Origin of the sequence: Plantibacter sp. Leaf1 (genome assembly GCF_001421315.1) — a bacterium.
GTDB lineage: Bacteria > Actinomycetota > Actinomycetes > Actinomycetales > Microbacteriaceae > Plantibacter.
In genome coordinates, this window is the sequence record NZ_LMJX01000003.1 from 560,911 (window position 1) to 580,750 (window position 19,840).

General features: G+C 70.5%; 17 protein-coding genes. 14 read left to right on the forward strand and 3 right to left on the reverse strand.

What is annotated here, in order from left to right; all coding sequences use genetic code 11:
• Positions 1–1,015: acyltransferase family protein (locus tag ASE44_RS16435; protein ID WP_235522671.1), on the reverse strand; the 1,015-nt coding region annotated here is incomplete at its 3' end.
• Between the two features lie 118 nt (positions 1,016–1,133).
• On the opposite strand from ASE44_RS16435, the gene ASE44_RS16440 reads away from it, so the two are divergent.
• The 5 genes from ASE44_RS16440 to ASE44_RS16460 all read left to right on the forward strand — a co-directional run bounded on the left by ASE44_RS16440 (position 1,134) and on the right by ASE44_RS16460 (position 8,536).
• Positions 1,134–2,216, forward strand: coding sequence for an FUSC family protein (locus ASE44_RS16440; RefSeq protein WP_056781882.1), 1,083 nt, complete (start codon positions 1,134–1,136; stop codon positions 2,214–2,216).
• Positions 2,217–2,518: 302 nt separating this feature from the next.
• Entirely contained in the window at positions 2,519–4,810 is a 2,292-nt protein-coding gene (locus ASE44_RS16445; RefSeq protein ID WP_056012195.1) for a polyribonucleotide nucleotidyltransferase, read from the forward strand.
• A 194-nt stretch (positions 4,811–5,004) separates the two neighbouring features.
• Positions 5,005–6,192, forward strand: a complete 1,188-nt coding sequence (gene pdhA / locus ASE44_RS16450; protein WP_082456163.1) for a pyruvate dehydrogenase (acetyl-transferring) E1 component subunit alpha — start codon at positions 5,005–5,007, stop codon at positions 6,190–6,192.
• Positions 6,189–7,244, forward strand: a complete 1,056-nt coding sequence (locus ASE44_RS16455) for an alpha-ketoacid dehydrogenase subunit beta (RefSeq protein ID WP_056012193.1) — start codon at positions 6,189–6,191, stop codon at positions 7,242–7,244. The genes pdhA and ASE44_RS16455 overlap by 4 nt, the downstream gene beginning before the upstream one ends.
• The gene (locus tag ASE44_RS16460; RefSeq protein WP_056781884.1) at positions 7,241–8,536 is read left to right on the forward strand and encodes a dihydrolipoamide acetyltransferase family protein; all 1,296 of its coding nucleotides are present in this window, start codon (positions 7,241–7,243) and stop codon (positions 8,534–8,536) included. Before ASE44_RS16455 ends, ASE44_RS16460 begins: the two co-directional genes overlap by 4 nt.
• A 14-nt stretch (positions 8,537–8,550) precedes the next feature.
• Here the strand turns inward: ASE44_RS16460 and ASE44_RS16465 are convergent, their stop codons facing one another.
• Positions 8,551–9,186, reverse strand: a complete 636-nt coding sequence (locus ASE44_RS16465) for a TetR/AcrR family transcriptional regulator (RefSeq protein WP_200921137.1) — start codon at positions 9,184–9,186, stop codon at positions 8,551–8,553.
• Between the two features lie 87 nt (positions 9,187–9,273).
• Between ASE44_RS16465 and ASE44_RS16470 the strand changes: the two genes are divergently transcribed.
• Positions 9,274–9,651 (forward strand): VOC family protein, encoded by a 378-nt coding sequence (locus ASE44_RS16470; protein WP_056012186.1) that lies wholly within the window; start codon positions 9,274–9,276, stop codon positions 9,649–9,651.
• Positions 9,652–9,666: 15 nt separating this feature from the next.
• On the opposite strand, the gene ASE44_RS16475 is transcribed toward ASE44_RS16470, so the two are convergent.
• Entirely contained in the window at positions 9,667–10,299 is a 633-nt protein-coding gene (locus ASE44_RS16475) for a TetR/AcrR family transcriptional regulator (protein WP_056781887.1), read from the reverse strand.
• A gap of 105 nt (positions 10,300–10,404) precedes the next feature.
• On the opposite strand from ASE44_RS16475, the gene ASE44_RS16480 reads away from it, so the two are divergent.
• The 8 genes from ASE44_RS16480 to ASE44_RS18300 form a co-directional block, all read left to right on the forward strand.
• Positions 10,405–12,012 (forward strand): carboxyl transferase domain-containing protein, encoded by a 1,608-nt coding sequence (locus ASE44_RS16480; RefSeq protein ID WP_056781889.1) that lies wholly within the window; start codon positions 10,405–10,407, stop codon positions 12,010–12,012.
• A 7-nt stretch (positions 12,013–12,019) separates the two neighbouring features.
• Positions 12,020–14,098, forward strand: coding sequence for a biotin carboxylase N-terminal domain-containing protein (locus ASE44_RS16485; protein WP_056781891.1), 2,079 nt, complete (start codon positions 12,020–12,022; stop codon positions 14,096–14,098).
• Entirely contained in the window at positions 14,095–15,261 is a 1,167-nt protein-coding gene (locus tag ASE44_RS16490) for an acyl-CoA dehydrogenase family protein (RefSeq protein ID WP_056781894.1), read from the forward strand. Before ASE44_RS16485 ends, ASE44_RS16490 begins: the two co-directional genes overlap by 4 nt.
• A 7-nt stretch (positions 15,262–15,268) precedes the next feature.
• Entirely contained in the window at positions 15,269–15,784 is a 516-nt protein-coding gene (locus tag ASE44_RS16495; protein WP_056013371.1) for a MaoC family dehydratase, read from the forward strand.
• The gene (locus ASE44_RS16500) at positions 15,781–16,623 is read left to right on the forward strand and encodes a CoA ester lyase (RefSeq protein ID WP_056781896.1); all 843 of its coding nucleotides are present in this window, start codon (positions 15,781–15,783) and stop codon (positions 16,621–16,623) included. The genes ASE44_RS16495 and ASE44_RS16500 overlap by 4 nt, the downstream gene beginning before the upstream one ends.
• 171 nt (positions 16,624–16,794) lie before the next feature.
• The gene (locus ASE44_RS16505) at positions 16,795–17,868 is read left to right on the forward strand and encodes an aldo/keto reductase (RefSeq protein ID WP_082456165.1); all 1,074 of its coding nucleotides are present in this window, start codon (positions 16,795–16,797) and stop codon (positions 17,866–17,868) included.
• 70 nt (positions 17,869–17,938) lie between these two features.
• Entirely contained in the window at positions 17,939–19,306 is a 1,368-nt protein-coding gene (locus ASE44_RS16510) for a pitrilysin family protein (protein ID WP_056012169.1), read from the forward strand.
• Positions 19,307–19,840: histidine phosphatase family protein (locus ASE44_RS18300; RefSeq protein ID WP_082456189.1), on the forward strand; the 534-nt coding region annotated here is incomplete at its 3' end.

Sequence of the window (19,840 nt, forward strand, 5' to 3'; positions counted from 1 at the left end):
CGATGAGGGGGCGGGTGATCCGTCTGACCGGCGCACTGGACAGCACGATCACGATCACGACCGACAGCACCAGGAGGCCGACGAGGACGAGCTCGGGGTTGACGGTGTCCTTGAGGACGCCCGATTCGCGGAGCGGGTAGAGCACGAAGGAGTGCAGGAGGTAGACGTACATCGTCGACTGGCCGTACCGCGTGATCCACGCATGGCGGCGGGGGACGAGCACGAAGAACGCGGCGGTGAGGACCACGGCGAGGAGGATCGCCGCGAGTCGGACCAGGCCGCCCGTGCCGTCCTCGTTCCCGAGCGCGGTGTAGCCCCGGTCGTAGAAGAACCAGTAGCGGAGGTCGATGCGCCGCCACAGGTCGATGCCCACGACCAGGACGACGGCCCAGACGACGAGCACGACGGCGGCCACGATGCGGACCCACCACGTCTTCGCGCGCACGAGGTGCCAGCGGTCCACGAGTCGCCACCGGTTGACCTGCCACCCGAGCACGAAGAACGGCAGGATCCCGAGCGCTCGGGACAGCGAGAACGTGCTGTCGACGTTGTCGAGGTACCCGACGCCGATCGAGATGAGGACGCTCCACAGCAGCGGCCACCGGAGGAGTGCCAGGTACGGCAGGACGAGCCGGAAGATGCCGAGCGCGAGGAGGAACCACAGCGTCCAGGACGGCTGCGTCGGGTTGAACGCGCGCTTGCCCTCGACGAGGAACTGCACGAGTGACCAGACGCCCTCCATGATGAGGTACGGCAGCAGGATGTCCGTGATCACCCGACGCATCTGCCGACGCCCGGGAGGGGAGGACTTCGAGAAGTACCCGCTGACGATCGCGAACGCCGGCATGTGGAAGGCGTACAGGAACAAGTAGACGACGAGTGCGGGGTCGGACTCGGAGGTCAGCCGCTGGACCGCGTGGCCCATCACCACGAGCGTGATGCAGGCGAAGCGGGCGTTGTCCCAGAACGGGACGCGTCGCTTCGGGCGAGCGGCTGCCGGCGCGGGATGCGTCAACGTCACCTCCTGGGGTCCGCTCCAGCGTAGCCGGAGGCTGCTCGCGCCACGGCCGGGCTCCGCGAGCTGCCGCTGAATGGCATAGCGTTGCAGGGTTGCACGCGGAGGGGAGGACGAGATGGCCGAACGTGGTCTGAAGACCTCCCTCATCTCCTTCGCGCCGTCACCCAAGCGATGGCCGGCCGCCCTGACGGCCGCGATCTCGATGGCCGTCCCGGTCGCCGTCGCCACGGCCGCCGGCGCGACCTCGCTCGGGCTGCTCGCCGGGCTCGGCGCGTTCACGGCGCTGTACTGCGTCCCCCTCAGTCGACGCGACCGCCTCCGGGTGCTGCCACTCATCGGTGTCGCGCTCGTCCTCGCCTCGGCGCTCGGCGTCTCGCTGTCCGGCTCCCGTCCGCTGACCGCGCTCGGGTTGCTCGTCGTCGGGGCGGCCGCGGTCTGGCTCGTCCAGGGGATCGTGCTCGGCCCGCCGGGGGCGCTGTTCTTCATCCTGGTGTTCGGCATCGCCGGGCATCTGAGCGCACCGACGGCGATCGGCGGTGCCGGGATCGACGGGCGACTCGTGATCACCCTCGTGGCCGCCGGATCGCTCTTCGCCATCCTCGTCGTCGTGGTACCGCTCCTCGTGCCGGGCGTCCGCCGGGCCGCCGGGAAGCCGACCCCGATGCGGGTCCTGTTCCCGGAGTACCGCCTCAGCCCGTCGGACCGCAGGGTCGCCGTCCGGTTGACCGTGGCCCTGGCGTGCAGCGCGCTCCTCGGATACCTGCTCGGCCTCGGGCACGGGTACTGGATCGCGGGTTCCGCCGTCGCCATCCTGAGTGTCGGGCATTCCCGCACCCTGAGCGCGACCCGCGGCGTCCACCGGGTGCTCGGGACCCTGGTCGGCGCCGGGGTCTTCCTGCTCGTCGCCTCACTCGAACCGCACGGCTACGTGCTCGCCCTGGTGTTGGCGGCGCTGCAGTTCACCATCGAGCTCGTGGTGATCCGGCATTACGCCCTGGCGCTCGTGTTCATCACGCCGCTCGTCCTCGTCATCAGCACGTCCTCGTCACGGTCGCCGGTCCTCGCGGTGGTGGGGGAGCGGGTCCTCGACACCCTCATCGGGGCTGCCGTCGCCATGGTGCTGCTGGTGGCGTCCTGGGGACTCGACCGGCGGAACCGCCGGGCGGCCGGGCCCGGCGGATGCCCGCCCGTCACCTGAGTATCCGTGTCGTGCCGGGCTTCCAGGAGGGCCCCTCTGCTAGGCTCGTCCACGGTGGACCGTCACAGGTCCGCCGCGCGCAGAGCCAGCCGACAGGAAGCTGGTCCTCGGTGGTGTATCCCTCGCGATCCGCGGGTGGTGTTCTACTGGTGGCCAGCCAAGTCCCGGAAGACCGGGCGGCTTGAGCAAGTACTGCGGCTGCGTTGCGCGCTGCATCATGCACGACCGCGCTCGACGGCGCGTCCATTCGGGGCGCGCGGCCCGTCACTCGACGGGAGCGCACACGTACGAAGGAGAGACCTGTGGAAGGTCCAGAAATCAAGTTCGCCGAGGCCGTTCTCGACAACGGCAAGTTCGGCAAGCGCACGGTCCGGTTCGAAGCCGGCCGCCTCGCGCAGCAGGCACAGGGCGCGATCGCCGCGTACCTCGACGAGGAGACCATGCTCCTCTCGGCCACCTCGGCCGGAAAGCACCCCAAGGACAACTTCGACTTCTTCCCCCTCACGGTGGACGTCGAGGAGCGCTCCTACGCCGCCGGCAAGATCCCCGGTTCGTTCTTCCGTCGTGAGGGCCGCCCCTCGACCGAGGCGATCCTCGTCTGCCGCCTCATCGACCGGCCGCTGCGCCCGTCGTTCGTGACCGGCCTCCGCAACGAGGTCCAGATCGTCATCACCGTCCTCTCGATCGCTCCGGGTGAGTTCTACGACGCCCTGGCCATCAACGCCGCGTCGATGTCCACCCAGATCTCGGGCCTGCCGTTCTCCGGCCCGATCGGTGCCGTCCGTCTCGCGCTCATCCCCGGCCAGGCCGGCGAGGCCGACCAGTGGGTCGCGTTCCCGAAGGTCGACCAGCTCGAGGAGGCCGTCTTCGACATCATCGTCGCCGGTCGTATCGTGACGGACGCCAACGGCAACGAAGACGTCGCGATCATGATGGTCGAGGCCGAGGCCACCGAGAACAGCTGGAACCTCATCAAGGGCGGCGCCACGAAGCCCGACGAGGCGGTCGTCGCCGCCGGTCTCGAGGCCTCCAAGCCGTTCCTCAAGCAGCTCGTGAAGGCGCAGAGCGAACTCGCCGCCCAGGCGGCCAAGGAGATCGCGGCCTACCCCGTGTTCCTCCCGTACACGCAGGAGAGCTACGACGCCGTCGCCGGTCTCGCTCACGACGAGCTCGTGAACGTCTACCAGATCGCCGACAAGATCGAGCGCCAGAACGCCGACGACGCCCTCAAGGATCGCGTCAAGGCGACCATCGCCGAGCGCGTCGAGGCCGGTTCGCTCGACGCCGAGGTGCTCGCGCAGTTCTCCGCCGCGTACAAGTCCGTCTCGAAGGTCGTCATGCGTGGCCGTGTGCTCCGCGAGGGCATCCGCATCGATGGCCGTGGCCTGACCGACATCCGTCCGCTCGACGCCGAGGTGCAGGTCATCCCGCGCGTCCACGGTTCCGCGATCTTCCAGCGCGGCGAGACCCAGATCCTGGGTGTCACCACGCTGAACATGCTGAAGATGGAGCAGCAGATCGACTCGCTGTCCCCGGTCACGAAGAAGCGCTACCTGCACCACTACAACTTCCCGCCCTACTCGACCGGTGAGACCGGCCGGGTCGGTTCGCCGAAGCGTCGCGAGATCGGGCACGGCTTCCTCGCCGAGCGCGCCCTCGTGCCGGTGCTGCCGAGCCGCGAGGAGTTCCCCTACGCGATCCGTCAGGTCTCCGAGGCCCTCGGGTCCAACGGTTCCACCTCGATGGGTTCCGTCTGCGCCTCGACCCTGTCGCTGCTGAACGCCGGTGTGCCGCTGCGCGCACCCGTCGCCGGTATCGCCATGGGCCTCATCTCCGACGTCGTCGACGGCGAGACCCGCTACGCGGCCCTCACCGACATCCTCGGCGCCGAAGACGCCCTGGGCGACATGGACTTCAAGGTCGCCGGTACCTCCGAGTTCGTCACGGCCATCCAGCTCGACACGAAGCTCGACGGCATCCCGACCTCGGTCCTGACCGGTGCGCTCCAGCAGGCCAAGGACGCCCGCACCACGATCCTCTCCGTGCTGAACGCGGCGATCGACGCTCCCGACGAGATGGCGCCGACCGCGCCTCGCGTCATCAGCGTCCAGATCCCCGTCGACAAGATCGGTGAGCTGATCGGCCCGAAGGGCAAGACGATCAACTCCATCCAGGACGAGACCGGCGCCGACATCTCCATCGAGGAGGACGGCACCGTGTACATCGGCGCTGTCGACGGTCCGTCGGCCGAGGCCGCTCGCGCCCAGGTCAACGCGATCGCCAACCCGACCAACCCGGAGGTCGGCGAACAGTTCCTCGGAACCGTCGTCAAGATCGCCGCGTTCGGCGCGTTCGTCTCGCTGCTCCCGGGCAAGGACGGCCTGCTGCACATCTCCGAGGTCCGCAAGCTCGCCGGTGGCAAGCGTGTGGAGAACGTCGAAGACGTGCTCGGCGTCGGCCAGAAGATCCTCGTGGAGATCACGAAGATCGACGACCGCGGCAAGCTGTCGCTCGCTCCGGTCGTCGCCGACGAGGCCGACACGCACGGTAGCGACGCTGCCAGCGAAGGCCCTGAGGCTCCCGCCGAAGGCTGATCGACCCCGTACCGACAGAACGCCCGTCCCGCTCATGCGGGGCGGGCGTTCTGCCGTCGGTGGGAGTGTCGACGGTTGAGGGGCGCGACGATCCGGCGTAGCCTCGGACCACCTCGCGATGACGCGAGGGCACGGCACCGCTCACGAGGCACCGCCGTGCGGTCACCGAACTCAAGGCGGCGTGCATCGTGTCGATGGAGACTCACACCCAATTCCCGCAGGATCCGGACGGAGCGGGAGGTGATGCACGCGACAGGTCTCCGGAGGATCAGGCGGTCCGGGGCCCAGGCCCGTCGGACCTCGTCCAGCTGATCGATCCTGACGGACACCGCCGGGAGGACGCACTCTACGACCTCTTCGTCGCCGACCTCGGGCCGGACGAGCTCCTCGGTCTGTACGAGGACATGGTGGTCAGCCGCCGGATCGACACCGAGGCGACCGCCCTGCAGCGACAGGGGGAGATCGGCCTCTGGCCGCCGTTGCTCGGGCAGGAGGCGGCGCAGGTCGGCTCGGCCCGCGTCCTGCGGCCGGACGACTTCGTCTTCACGAGCTATCGCGAGCAGGCGGTCGCCTACTGCCGTGGCGTCGAACTCGACCAATTGATGGCCATGTGGCGCGGGACGGCCCTCTCGGGCTGGGACCCGTACGAGGTCGGGATGGCGACACCCGCCGTCATCATCGGCGCGCAGACGCTGCATGCGACGGGCTACGCCATGGGCTGCCAGCGCGACGGCGCGGATGCCGTCGCCGTCGCCTACTTCGGTGACGGTGCCACGAGTCAGGGCGACGTCAGCGAGGCCCTCGTCCTGGCCGCGAGCTTCCGTGCACCCGTCGTCTTCGTCTGCCAGAACAACCAGTACGCGATCTCCGAGCCGGTGGGGCTGCAGGCGCAGCGCCCCATCGCGGAGCGGGCGCCGGGGTTCGGTGTGCCGAGCATGCGCGTCGACGGCAACGACGTGCTGGCCGTCACTGCGGCGATGCGCATCGCGGTGGACCGTGCCCGCTCCGGCGGCGGCCCGACCTTCATCGAGGCTGTGACGTACCGGATGGGGCCGCACACCACCTCCGACGACCCGACCCGGTATCGCGACGAGGCCGAGGTGGCCTCGTGGCGGGCGAAGGACCCCATCGTCCGGGTGGAACGGTTGCTCGACGCGGCCGGGGTCCTCGACGAGTCGGCTCGTGCACGGGTGGCCCGGGTCGCCGACGATGCCGCCGCACGGGTCCGTGCCGGGTGTCTCGCGCTGCAGGCGCCGGATCCGCTCTCCGTGTTCGACGAGGTCTACACGACGCCGCATCCGGTCCTCGAACGCCAACGGGACGAGTACCGCTCCTACCTCGAGTCGTTCGACGGCGCCGACGGAACAGGAGGCGTGCGATGACGACGCTGACCCTGAGCAAGGCGATCAACACCGGTCTCCACCATGCCCTCGCCGACGACGACCGCGTCCTCCTCCTCGGCGAGGACATCGGCCGTCTCGGCGGCGTGTTCCGGGTCACGGACGGCCTGCAGGCCGAGTTCGGGGCCGACCGCGTCATCGACATGCCGCTCGCGGAGTCGGCGATCATCGGTGCGGCCGTCGGACTCGCCTTCCGTGGTTTCCGGCCGGTGTGCGAGATCCAGTTCGACGGGTTCATCTACCCGGGGTTCGACCAGATCGTGGCGCAGTTGGCCAAGCTGCACTACCGCACGCGCGGGGCCGTGCGGATGCCCGTCACCATCCGGGTCCCCTACGGCGGGGGCATCGGCGCGGTCGAGCACCACTCCGAGTCGCCCGAGGCGTACTTCGCCCATACGGCCGGCCTCCGGGTGGTCACCTGCTCGGACCCGCAGGACGCGCACACGATGATCCGCCAGGCGATCGCCTGTGACGATCCGGTGCTGTTCTTCGAGCCGAAACGGCGGTACTGGACGAAGGGTGAGGTGCTCGAGGACCTGCCGACCGATCCGCTGGCCTTCACGCACGCTCGGACCGTCCGCTCGGGCCGTGACGCGACCCTGGTCGCCTACGGACCGCTCGTGCAGACCGCGCTCGACGCCGCGGAGGCGGCAGCGGACGAGGGTGTCGACCTCGAGGTGATCGACCTGCGCTCCCTCGCCCCGATCGACGTCGACGCCGTCGTGGCGTCCGTCGAGAAGACCGGACGGCTCGTCGTCGCCCACGAGGCGCAGCGCTCCGGCGGGATCGGTGCCGAACTGGCAGCGACGATCACGGAACGCTGCTTCGACGTGCTCGAGGAGGCCCCGGTGCGGGTGACGGGATTCGACACGCCCTACCCGGCGTCGGCCCTCGAGGACCATTTCCTCCCGGACCTCGACCGCATCCTCGACGGCGTGGACCGGGCGATGGGGCGCCGGTCGTCGGTGCCGTCGTCCACCGGTCGGGCCGCGGCGCGGACCGCTGCGACGACGGACGAGGAGGGACGACGATGAAGCGCTTCTCCCTGCCCGACCTCGGCGAAGGACTCACCGAGAGCGAACTCGTCTCCTGGCGCGTCGCCGTCGGCGACCACGTCGACCTCAACCAGGTGATCGCCGAGGTCGAGACCGCGAAGGCGCTCGTGGAACTGCCGGCACCGACCGCGGGCGTGGTCACCCGTCTCCATGTCGAACCGGGGACGACCGTGCTCGTCGGTGAGGCGCTCGTCGACTTCGCTCCGGACGGGGAAAGCAGCTCGCCGGAACCCGGGTCCGAAGCGCCGGCGGTCGACCGTTCGTCCCCGGCCGGGGATCGCGAGCCCGTCCTCGTCGGCTACGGCCCGCGGACGTCGAGCGGGGAGCGGCCGCGGCGGCGCGCCAGGGCGTCGGCCGACGACCCGATCGTCGTCTCCGCTCCCCGTCCGGCGACGCGTCCGCGCGCGACACCGCCGGTCCGTCGGCTCGCCCGCGATCTCGGAGTCGACCTCGGCAGCCTCGTCGGCACCGGCGTCGGAGGCCGGGTCCTCAGGGAGGAGGTGGAGCTGGCGGCGGGCGCTTCGTCGGGGTCGTCCCCGGTCGTACCGACACGCGTCACGGTGTCGGATGACGGCTCCGTCCGGCGACCGATCACCGGGGTGCGACGACGAACCGCGGAGGCCATGGTGAGCAGCGCGTTCACGGCACCGCACGTGACGGAGTTCCTGACCGTCGACGTGACGCCGACGATGACGTTGCTGGACGCGCTCGCCCACTCGCCCCGAACCGGCGACCACCGGGTCAACATCCTCACGGTCCTCGCCAAGGCGGTGTGCATCGCCGTCAGACGCACGCCGGCGGTCAACGCAAGCTGGGACGAGGCGGCGGGCGAGATCGTCGAGTACGCGCATGTCGGACTCGGGATCGCCGCGGCCACCCCGAGAGGACTCCTCGTGCCCAACATCGCGCGCGCGGACGAGCTCAGCCTGTTCGATCTCGCCGACGCCGTGTCGAGCCTCGTCCGGACGGCGCGGGAGGGCCGGACCACCCCGGCCGAGTTGCGTGGTGGCACGATCACGATCTCCAACGTCGGTGTCTTCGGTGTCGACGCGGGGACGCCCATCCTCAACCCGGGGGAGGCGGCGATCATCGCCCTCGGTGCGGTCCGTCGTCTCCCGTGGGAGTTCGAGGGGCAGGTCGCGTTGCGGCAGGTCGTGACGCTGTCGCTGTCGTTCGACCACCGGCTCATCGACGGGGAGCAGGGGTCGCGGTTCCTCGTCGACCTCGGGACGATGCTCGCCGATCCCGCCATGGTGCTGACGATGGTGTGATCGTCGGGCGGCGCTCAGATGCCGCGGTCGACGAGGTCCAGCAGGTGTTCCGTCGCGAACTCGACGGTCGCCTCGTCGAGGCCTCTGAGCGGGCCGTCGATGATGAGCATGCCGAGTCCGTGCACCGACGACCAGGCGAGGAGTTCTGCGCCTGGTCGTCGTGCGGGCGGGAGCACGCCCGTCTCGGCGAGTTCGTCGAGCACGCCGGCCAGGGTCTGGAAGGGGGTCTGGCCGGAGGCGCCCCGTTTGCCGACGCTCATCGCCTCGTTCAAGTCGTGCGGCACCGAGAAGGCCGCCCGGAAGAGGCCTGGCTCCTCGCGCGCGAATTGCAGGTAGCCGGTGCCGACCGCGCGCAGTCGCAGCCGCGCGTCCGCGGGGGCGGAACCCGTCGGTTCCACGGCCTCGAGGGCGGTGGCCATGCGGTCGGCGGCGAGTCCCTGCGCGGTGTCGGAGACGGCCTGGACGAGTGCGTCGCGGTCGGCGAAGTGGCGGTAGGCGGCGTTCGGTGAGACGCCGGCGCGTCGGGTCGCCTCCCGCAGCACGACGGCGTCGGGTCCGCCCTGTCTGGCCATCTCGACGCCGGCCTCGAGCAACGCCTGGCGGAGATCGCCGTGCCGGTAGGTGCTTCGTGCCGGTGCGGGAACGCTCATGGGTTCCATTCTGTCGCGCCGCTCTGGACGGATCGCGCGGGACGTGGCATTGTGCACAGTGTACACATCGAAGCGGAGGAGCGGCTCATGGTCTCGTACACGGATGTCTTCAGTGGATTCTCGGTCGACGACATCGACGCGGCCAGGTCGTTCTACCGCGATGTCCTCGGCCTCTCCGTCGCCGACAACGCGATGGGGTTCCTCGACCTGTCGCTCCCCGCGGGCGGGTCGGTCCTCGTCTACGGCAAGCCCGACCACGTGCCGGCGTCCTTCACCGTCCTCAACTTCGCAGTCGCGGACATCGATGCGGCGGTCGACGAGCTGAACGCGCGCGGCGTGGTGACGAAGCTCTACCCGGACGAGCAGCTCCCGACCGACCCGAAGGGCATCATGCGCGGGAACGGGCCGGACATCGCCTGGTTCACCGACCCGGCGGGCAACGTGTTGTCGGTGCTCTCCGACTGAGGCCGGGCGGCCGGTTCAGGGGGTGCTCAGTGCCGCGACGGCCATCCGCTCGAGGGTCGAGCGCATCGCGTCCCGGTCGACCGCCCCGGCGTCGTTCCGCCCGAGCGAGGCGCTGTGCGGCGTGGAGTTGATGAGACCGAAGCCCGCGAGGGCCCGGATCCGGAGGGCTGCTGTGGAGGTGGACGGGTGCAGGGCGTGCAACACGTCCACCCACCGTTCGACGTACCGGCGTTGCAGGGTGCGGACGGTGCGACGGTCGTCGGGGGCGAGGCTGTCGAGATCGTGGTCCTGGATGCGGATGACGTCCGGGTGTTCGAGGGCGAAGGCCACGTGGAAGGACACGAGCGCGTGCAGCGCCTGCCCGGCATCCGGAGACCGTTCGACCTCGGCCGTCCCTCCGTCCAGGAGGTCCTGACTCACCCCGACGAGGAGCGCGGCGAGCACCGCCTGCTTGCTGACGAAGTGGCGGTAGACGGCGGGCCCGCTCATGCCCACCGCGGCGCCGAGGTCCTCCATCGACACCCCGGAGAAGCCGCGCTCGGCGAAGAGTCCGGCCGCCGACCGGAGGAGGGCCGCCCGGCGGGCCGCCTTGGCCTCCGAGCGTCCGACGCGTGTGGTGGGCGACGACGACGGCTCGTGGTTCGACATCGGGCCTCCGCGGGGTGGACATTTTCAGTGAATGAAGCGTAACCTCTGTTTCAGTGAGTGTTCAGTAACTGAATTCCCACACCGTCGACGACGACAGGAGCCGGAGTGTCCAAGCTCACGAGCAGCGCGGATCCCACCGCAGCACGATTCCGGGATCAGGAGGCCGCGCAACGCGCGCTGTCACGGACGCTCACGGAGCGGCTCGCGACGACCGCGATCGGCGGTCCCGCCTCGTCGCGGGCCCGCCACGTCGCCCGCGGGAAGCTGCTGCCCAGGGAGCGTGTGGACCGTCTGCTCGACGAGGGCAGCCCCTTCCTGGAGATCGCGCCGCTCGCGGCCGACGGGATGTACGACGGGGCCAGTCCCGGCGCAGGCGTCATCGCCGGGATCGGACTCGTCCACGGCCGGCACGTGCTCGTCGTCTCGAACGACGCGACCGCGAAGGGCGGCTCCTACTTCCCGATGACGGTCAAGAAGCACCTGCGGGCGCAGGAGATCGCCGCCGCCAACCGGCTTCCCTGCCTCTACCTCGTCGACTCCGGCGGCGCGAACCTGCCGAGGCAGGACGAGGTGTTCCCCGATCGCGACCACTTCGGACGCATCTTCTTCAACCAGGCGCGGATGTCGGCGGCCGGTATCCCACAGCTCGCCGCCGTGCTCGGCTCCTGTACCGCCGGCGGTGCGTACGTGCCGGCGATGAGCGACGAGAACGTCATCGTCCGCGGACAGGGCACGATCTTCCTCGGAGGCCCGCCGCTCGTGAAGGCGGCGATCGGCGAAGTCGTGACCCCGGAGGAACTCGGCGGGGGAGCACTCCACGCGCGGGTCTCGGGGGTCACCGACCATCTCGCGGACGACGACGCCCACGCGCTCGACATCCTCCGGGAGGCGGTGGCGACCCTCCCGCCACCGCACGAGCGAGCCTGGGCGGTCCGTCAGAGCGTCCCGCCCGCCGTGCCCGAGTCGGAGTTGTACGGCGTCGTCCCGGTGGAATTGCAGACCGCCTACGACGTCCGCGAAGTGATCGCACGCCTGGTCGACGGCAGCGAGTTCTCCGAGTTCAAACGTGAGTACGGCGACACCCTCGTCACCGGGTTCGCGCACCTGCACGGCCACCCCGTCGCCATCGTCGCCAACAACGGGGTGCTCTTCAGCGAGTCCGCGCTGAAGGGTGCGCACTTCATCGAACTGGCGGACCAACGGGGCATCCCGCTGCTGTTCCTGCAGAACCTCTCCGGGTTCATGGTGGGCAGCGACGCCGAGGCGGGCGGGATCGCGAAACACGGCGCGAAGATGGTGACCGCTGTCGCGACCACCCGGGTGCCGAAGCTCACGGTCGTGATCGGCGGTTCCTTCGGCGCCGGGAACTACTCCATGTGCGGTCGCGCCTACGACCCGCGCTTCCTCTGGATGTGGCCGGGGTCACGGATCTCGGTCATGGGCGGACCGCAGGCGGCGAGCGTCCTCGCGACCGTCAAGCGCGATCAGCTGGAGGCCAGAGGCGAGGAGTGGACGACCGAGGCCGAGGCGGCGTTCCGGGCGCCGATCCTCGCCGACTTCGAGGAGCAGGGGAACCCGTACTACTCGACGGCGAGGCTGTGGGACGACGGCATCATCGACCCCACGCAGACCCGCACCGTCCTCGGACTCGCGCTCGAGGTGTGTTCCCGGGCCCCGCTCCCCGACCCCGGCTTCGGCCTCTTCAGGATGTGACGGCACCATGACCGAGACGTCGAACCGCCCGGGCACCCTGCTCGAGCGCCCGTTCCGGACCGTGCTCGTCGCGAACCGCGGAGAGATCGCCTGCCGCGTCATCCGCAGCCTCCGAGCCATGGGTGTCGAGAGCGTCGCCGTCTACAGCGACGCGGACCGTGACGCCCCGCACGTCCGCCTCGCCGACCGTGCGGTCCGGATCGGACCGGCGGTCGCCTCCGAGAGCTACCTCGACGTCGCAGCCGTCGTCGGCGCCGCCCTGGCGACCGGAGCGGAGGCGGTGCACCCCGGCTACGGCTTCCTGTCCGAGCAACCGGCCCTCGCACGGGCGCTCGCCGCAGCCGGGATCGTCTTCATCGGACCCGACGAACGGGCGCTCGAGCTCATGGGGGACAAGATCCGGGCCAAGGACCACGTCGCCGCCCGAGGGGTGCCGATCATCGAGGGCGTCGCCGATCCCTCGCTCGACGACGACGCGCTCGCCGCGGCCGGCATCGCGATCGGGTTCCCGCTCATCGTCAAGCCGGCGGGCGGCGGCGGTGGCAAGGGCATGCAGGTGGTGGAGCGCGCCGAGGAGCTGTCCGCTGCGATCGCCTCGGCTCATCGGGTCGCCCAAGCCGCCTTCGGTGACCCGACGCTGCTCCTCGAACGGTTCGTCACGAGGCCCCGGCACATCGAGGTGCAGGTGCTCGCCGACGCCCACGGGACCGTCCTCCATCTCGGCGAACGCGAGTGCTCGCTCCAGCGTCGACACCAGAAGGTCGTCGAGGAGTCGCCGTCGCCCCGCATCGACGCCGGTCAGCGGGCACGGCTCGGTGAGGCCGCCTGCACCGTCGCACGGAGTGTGGGGTACCGGGGCGTCGGCACGGTCGAGTTCCTCGTCGCCGACGACCGGCCGGACGAGTTCGCCTTCCTCGAGATGAACACCCGGCTGCAGGTGGAGCATCCGGTCACCGAGCTCGTCACGGGTCTCGACCTCGTGGAGTGGCAGGTGCGTGTCGCCGCGGGACAACCACTCGAGCTCACCCAGGACGACATCGTGCTCACCGGTCACGCGGTGGAGGCCCGGCTGTACGCCGAGGACCCGGCGAGCGGCTTCCTGCCGCAGACCGGGGTGCTCGAACGGGTCCACCTGCCCTCTGGGCCCGGCGTCCGGGTGGACGGCGGCATCGCGGAGGGGCAGTTCGTCGGACCCTGGTACGACCCCATGCTGGCGAAGATCGTGTGTTGGGCACCGGACCGCGAATCGGCCCTGCGTCGACTCGACGCGGCTCTCGCGGCGACGATCGTGTTCGGCGTCCGGACGAACCTCGGCTTCCTGCGCCGCCTCGTCACCGATACGGAGGTGGTCGAGGGACGCCTGCACACCGGTCTCATCGCCGAACTCCTCGCCGAGTCGCCGGTGACCGCACCGGACGACCGTGCCCTGGCGGCGGCGGCGCTCGCCGAACTGGACGACCGCGCCGTCGCCCTGGCCGATCGCGCCGGCACGCTCGGCACGCCGTGGTCCGACGCCGGAGGCTGGCGGCTCAGCGGTGCCGCGCCGTCGCGGGTCCATCTGCGGACCGATGACGGACGCCGGGTCCGGGTGGACGTCCTCGGCCCGAGCGACGACGCCCGGGTCACGGTCGCCGAGGCCGAACCCGTCCATGCGGCCGTCCTCGCACGGACGGACCGCGCCTGGCGCTTCGAGCACGGCGGGACCAGTGTCCCGTTCGAGACCATGCGTATCGGTGACGAGCGCTGGACCGCTCTCGACGGCGTCATCGGCGTCGTCGCGGTCGTCCCACGCGACGCGGTGCCGTCAGCGGGGGCCGCATCGGCACCCGGCGCCGTCGAGCCGGACGTCCGGACCCCGATGCCCGGCACTGTCACGGCCGTCCACGTCGCGAGCGGCGACGACGTCGCGGTCGGACAACCGCTCGTCACCGTCGAGGCGATGAAGATGGAGCACCTCCTCACCGCGCCCGCGGCCGGCGTCGTCACCGTCCATGTCACCACGGGCGGCACGGTCGCCACCCGCCAATCGGTCGCGACGATCGCCGCGGACCCCGTCGCAGCACCCACGAACGGAGCACCAGTATGAACACCGAGCTCAGCCCGGAGCACCAGCGGATCGTCGACACGGTGAAGGCCTTCGCCGACGAGGTCGTCGCGCCCGCCGCCTACCAGTACGACACCGAGCGACGGCTGCCGTACGACATCATCGCGCAGATGGGGGAGCTCGGACTCTTCGGGCTCCCGTTCCCGAAGGAGCTCGGCGGCGGCGGCATGGACTACTTCGCCCTCTGTCTCGCCGTCGAACAGCTCGGACGTGTCGACCAGAGCATCGGCGTCACCCTCGAGGCCGGCGTCGGACTCGGCGCCATGCCCATCTACCTGTACGGCACCGACGCACAGCGTGAGGAGTGGATCCCGCAGCTCGCGAGCGGGAAGGCGCTCGCCGCCTTCGGGCTGACGGAGGCCAGAGCCGGCAGTGACGCGGGCGCGACCGAGACCACCGCGCAGCTGGTCGACGGGGAGTGGGTCATCAACGGGACGAAGCAGTTCATCACGAACTCGGGCAGCGAGATCACGCGGCTGGTCACGGTCACAGCGGTCACGGGGGAGCGGACCCGCGCCGACGGGCGGGTGACCAAGGAACTCTCCTCCATCCTCGTCCCGGTACCGACGTCCGGCTTCACCGCGCTGCCCCCGTACGACAAGGTCGGCTGGCACACCTCGGACACGCACCCCCTGGTGTTCGACGACGTGCGGGTCCCCGAGGCCAACCTCCTGGGCGAGCGCGGTCGTGGCTACGCCAACTTCCTGTCGGCGCTCGACGGCGGACGGATCGCGGTCGCCGCCCTCGCGGTGGGGGCGGCCCAGGGCTGCCTCGAGGAGGCCGTCCGCTACGCGAAGGAACGGGTCGTCTTCGGGCGCCCGATCGGCGACAACCAGTGGATCGCCTTCCGGATCGCGAAGATGCAGGCGCGGGTCCACACCGCCAGGCAGGCCTACTACGACGCCGCTTCGCGCATGCACCGCGGAGCGCCGTACAAGATGGAGGCCTCCATCGCCAAGATGGTCGCCGGGGAGGCCGCCATGGACAACGCGCGGGACGCGACCCAGATCTTCGGCGGCTACGGGTTCCTCAACGAGAACCCGGTCGCGAGGCACTACCGCGACTCGAAGATCCTCGAGATCGGTGAGGGCACCACCGAGGTGCAGCTCATGATCATCGCCCGTGAACTCGGCTTCGCGTCCTGAGATGACCATGACGGACGAACGTGCACCGCAGGACGGACCCGAGGACGGTCCCGGCCCGGTCGTCGAGCAGCGCGGGCTGTTCTTCGAGGAGTTCGCGGTCGGCACGATCTACCGCCACCGACCGGGACGCACCATCACCGAAGCGGACAACGTGCTCTTCTCGACCCTCACCATGAACGGGCAGTCGCTGCACCTCGACGCCGCCTGGTCCGCCACGCAACCCTTCGGCGAGCGACTCGTGAACTCGATGCTCACCCTCTCGACCATCGTCGGACTCTCGGTGGCGCAGCTCACGGAGGGCACCATCGTGGCCAACCTCGGCTTCACGGAGGTCGCCTTCCCCCGGCCCATGCACCATGGGGACACGCTCTACGCCGAGACACTGGTCCGAGCCAAGCGGCCGTCGGCGTCACGACCGGGGGAAGGGCTCGTCACGCTCGTGCACACCGGACGGAACCAGGACGGTGTCGTCGTCGCCACCGCGACCCGGACGACACTCGTCCGCCGCCTGGACGCACGATGACCGCGGCATCCCTGTCGCTGGGACCGGCGATCCTCTTCGTCCCCGCCGACCGACCCGACCGGTTCGCCAAGGCCGCAGACCGCGCCGACACCGTCATCCTCGACCTCGAGGACGCCGTCGCGCCGGCCGACAAACCCGCTGCCCGTCGGGCGATCGTCGAGCACCCGCTCGATCCCGCACGGACGATCGTCCGCGTCGACCCGGTCGGCACGGACGAGTTCGCCTCCGACGTCGCCGCGGTCTCGTCCACCCGCTACCGGACCGTGATGCTGGCGAAGACGGAGACCACGGCGCAGCTCGACGAGCTCGCCGACGCGATCCCCGGCGTCCGCATCCTCGCGCTCTGCGAGACCGCGGCCGGCGTGGTGCGCGCCCCGGCGCTCGCCGGACACCCGTCGGTGGTCGGACTCATGTGGGGGTCCGAGGACCTCGTCGCGTCGTTGGGCGGTACGAGCAGCCGCCGCGACGACGGCGGCTATCGCGACGTCGTGCGCCACGCGAGGTCGTCGGTGCTGCTCGCCGCCGGAGCGGCCGGGGTGGTGGCCGTCGATGCGGTCCACCTCGACCTCGACGACCTCGCCGGGCTCGCGGCGGAGGCCGCGGACGCCGCCGCCGTCGGGTTCGTCGGCTCGGCCTGTATCCACCCGGGACAGGTCGCGACGATCCGTGCCGCCTACCGTCCCGACGCCCGGACGGTGGCCGCGGCCAGGTCGCTCCTCGAGGCCGCGGCGGGGGAGCGCGGGGTGTTCCGCCACGAGGGGCGCATGATCGACGAGCCCCTCCTGCGGCACGCTCGTTCGGTCCTCGCGCGAGCCGGGACCCCGGTCGACGGGCGGTGATCCGGCACCGTCCGGAATCGTTACGAATCAGTTGCCACACGGGCGTGATGTCGTCCCGCGGAAGGCGCCCGTCTCCTCTAGCCTGGTGACAAGCACCGGCACCTCGCGCAACGCTCGGAACCCGGCGGTGCAGCGCGTCATCGGTCGGTCGGACCGAGAGAGGGGCAGGGGATGCCACACCTCTGGCGCTCGTCGAGCACCCGTGGCAGTTCGCTGTTGAGCGGGGAGGGCGTCGGCGACGACACGGCACCCCAACCCGAGCAGCGGGTCCCGCACCCGTCGTTCCCGACGCCCGTCCAGGGTGCCGACGCCGACGGCGTGCCGAGGCGCAGGATCGGCGACTCCGAGCTGTCGGTCTTCCCGGTCGTCCTGGGCGGCAGCGTGTTCGGCTGGACGGTCGACCCGGACACGACGACGGACATCCTCGACCGTTTCCACGACGCTGGCGGCAACATGGTCGACACCGCCGACAGCTACGCGGGCGGCCGCAGTGAGATCCTCATCGGCAACTGGATGCGCAAGCGCGGCAACCGCGACGACATGGTCGTCGCGACGAAGATCGGGCGCCACCCGGATTACCCCGGTCTCGGTTCGGTGAGCATCATCCGGGCGGTCGAAGCGGCCCTCGAGCGCCTGCAGACCGACCACATCGACCTGCTGTCCTTCCACGACGACGACCCGAGCGTGCCCCTCGCCGACAGCCTCGGCACGGTCGACTGGCTCATCGAGAGCGGCAAGGTCCGGTACCTCGGCACCTCGAACACGACGCCGGAACGGCTCATGGAGGCACGGATCCTCTCGGCGAGCGGGTTCACCCAGTTCGTCGCCCTCGAGACGCACTACAGCCTCATGCACCGCGAACCGTACGAGAGCACCCTCGCGCTCGTCGCGACGGCGCAGCACCTCGGTGTCCTGCCGTACTTCGCGCTCGCGAACGGCTTCCTCACGGGGCGCTACCGGAGCCGGTCCGACCTCGATCCCAGCACCCGCGGCAGCCGCGCCGCGACGCACCTCCACCGTCGCGGACTCCGCGTCCTGCACGTCCTCGACGAGATCGCTGCGGAGAACCGGTGCTCCGTCGCTTCGGCCGCCCTCGCCTGGGCCATGTCACGTCCGGGCGTCGTCGCCCCGATCGCGAGCGCCTCACAGCCGGCCCACGTCGACTCGCTCATCGCGGCGGCGGACGTCCGGTTGAGCCGCGGGCAGATCCTCGAACTGGACCGTGTCTCCGGACGCCTGCGCTGACGCCTTCCCGAGGCGCTCCGGCTCGGACGCCGGCGCGCGACGCCCGGGAACCTGACGTATGGTTGGGACGATGAACGCCGCCGTCGACTTTCCGCTCACTCGTCCCGAGCTCGCGTTCACCGCATCCGGGGACGCCCTCGTCCGACGCACGGTCCTGCCCAACGGTCTGCGCATCCTGACCGAGCACATGCCGGGCAGTCGCAGCGCCACGATCGGCTACTGGGTGGCCGTCGGGTCCCGTGACGAACAGCCGGCGACCGCCGATCGTCCGGCGACCTTCGGGTCGACGCACTTCCTCGAGCACCTGCTGTTCAAGGGCACGGCCAAACGGTCGGCGCTCGACATCGCGATCGCGTTCGACGCGGTCGGCGGCGAGCACAACGCGCTGACGGCCAAGGAGCACACCTGCTACTACGCGAAGGTGCGCGACCGAGACCTGCCCATGGCGGTCGACGTCATCACCGACATGCTGACCTCCTCCCTGCTCGACCCCGAGGAGTTCGAGAACGAACGCGGCGTCATCCTCGAGGAACTCGCCATGATGGACGACGACCCGGGGGACGTCGCCAACGAGCGCTTCTTCGAGGGGGTCCTCGGCGAGCACCCACTCGGGCGTCCGATCGGCGGTCGGCCGCAGTCGATCATCGAGGTGGGCCGGGACGCCGTCCTCGCGCACTACCGCGCCAACTACCGGGCGAACGATGTCGTCGTGACGGCGGCCGGTGCGGTCGACCACGACGCCCTCGTCGCGCAGGTCTCGGCGGCCCTCGTGGAGGCCGGTTGGCCTGCGGACGCGGTCGCCGCGCCGGTGCCCCGACGGACGCTCGCGGCGGCGTCCGTCCTCGGCGGACCACCGCTGTCGGTGGTGCACCGACCCACGGAGCAGGTCCATCTGCAGATCGGCGGACAGGGACTTATCGCGGGCGACGAGCGACGGTTCGCCATGAGCATGCTCAACTCCGTCCTCGGCGGGGGTATGTCGAGCCGGCTGTTCCAGGAGATCCGGGAACGACGTGGCCTCGCCTACTCCGTGTACTCCTTCGCGGGCAGCTATTCGGACGCGGGGGTCTTCGGGCTCGCCGCCGCCTGCTCCACGGCGAAGGCCGCGACGGTCGCCGAGCTCATGCTCGCAGAACTCCACCGACTCGCCGAACACGGTGTGACCGACGATGAACTGTCGCGGGCCCTCGGCCAGCTGAGCGGCGCCTCGGCGCTCGCCCTGGAGGACTCCGACTCCCGCATGAGTCGCCTCGGCCGGGCGGAGCTGACGCTCGGCGAGTTCATCGACCTCGACGAGAGCATCCGTCGCCTCCAGCTCGTCGGGCAGGACGAGGTCCAGCAGCTCGCGCAGCATCTCGCTGCGCAGCCCATCACGGTGTCGGCGGTCGGAGCCGTCGACGAGGACACCTTCGCTCCGATCATCGCGGGGGTGCGTTGAATGTCCCATTACCTCTATCTCGTCAGACACGGCGAGCAACAGCATGCGGAGCACGGTCTGCCGGACGGTCCGCTGTCGGCACGTGGCCGGCGGCAGGCTCAGCTCCTCGCCGAACGGCTCGGCGGGGTGCCGATGACGGCCGCGTGGCATTCGCCGTTGCAGCGCGCGGCGGAGACCGCGCAGATCATCGCTGAGCGGATGCCGGCCGTCACACCAGAGCCCTCGTCCCTGCTCTTCGACTGTGTCCCGAGCGGACGCGCGCCGGAGACCCCGTCGGCCTTCGACCCGTTCTTCGGGTCCATCACGGAGGCCGAGGTGGAGGCGGGCGAAGCGCAGATGGCGGACGCCGCCGCCGAGTTCCTGTCACCGAAGCGCGGTGACCATCACGAGTTGCTGATCACGCACAACTTCGTCATCGGCTGGCTGGTCCGCGAGGCCCTGCAGGCCCCGGGCTGGCGCTGGGTGAGCATCAACCAGGCCAACGGCGGCCTCACGGTGCTGCACCAGCGGGCTGGTCGTCCCTGGAGCCTCATC

Excerpts from the sequence above, each read along its gene's own strand:
- ASE44_RS16510 (WP_056012169.1), top strand. The coding sequence starts at position 17,939 with ATGAACGCCGCCGTCGACTTTCCGCTCACTCGTCCCGAGCTCGCGTTC.
- ASE44_RS16465 (WP_200921137.1), bottom strand. The coding sequence starts at position 9,186 with ATGAGCGTTCCCGCACCGGCACGAAGCACCTACCGGCACGGCGATCTC.
- ASE44_RS16460 (WP_056781884.1), top strand. The coding sequence starts at position 7,241 with ATGAAGCGCTTCTCCCTGCCCGACCTCGGCGAAGGACTCACCGAGAGC.
- ASE44_RS16500 (WP_056781896.1), top strand. The coding sequence starts at position 15,781 with ATGACCGCGGCATCCCTGTCGCTGGGACCGGCGATCCTCTTCGTCCCC.
- ASE44_RS16490 (WP_056781894.1), top strand. The coding sequence starts at position 14,095 with ATGAACACCGAGCTCAGCCCGGAGCACCAGCGGATCGTCGACACGGTG.
- pdhA (WP_082456163.1), top strand. The coding sequence starts at position 5,005 with ATGGAGACTCACACCCAATTCCCGCAGGATCCGGACGGAGCGGGAGGT.
- ASE44_RS16440 (WP_056781882.1), top strand. The coding sequence starts at position 1,134 with ATGGCCGAACGTGGTCTGAAGACCTCCCTCATCTCCTTCGCGCCGTCA.
- ASE44_RS16455 (WP_056012193.1), top strand. The coding sequence starts at position 6,189 with ATGACGACGCTGACCCTGAGCAAGGCGATCAACACCGGTCTCCACCAT.
- ASE44_RS16505 (WP_082456165.1), top strand. The coding sequence starts at position 16,795 with ATGCCACACCTCTGGCGCTCGTCGAGCACCCGTGGCAGTTCGCTGTTG.
- ASE44_RS16470 (WP_056012186.1), top strand. The coding sequence starts at position 9,274 with ATGGTCTCGTACACGGATGTCTTCAGTGGATTCTCGGTCGACGACATC.
- ASE44_RS16495 (WP_056013371.1), top strand. The coding sequence starts at position 15,269 with ATGACGGACGAACGTGCACCGCAGGACGGACCCGAGGACGGTCCCGGC.
- ASE44_RS16485 (WP_056781891.1), top strand. The coding sequence starts at position 12,020 with ATGACCGAGACGTCGAACCGCCCGGGCACCCTGCTCGAGCGCCCGTTC.
- ASE44_RS16475 (WP_056781887.1), bottom strand. The coding sequence starts at position 10,299 with ATGTCGAACCACGAGCCGTCGTCGTCGCCCACCACACGCGTCGGACGC.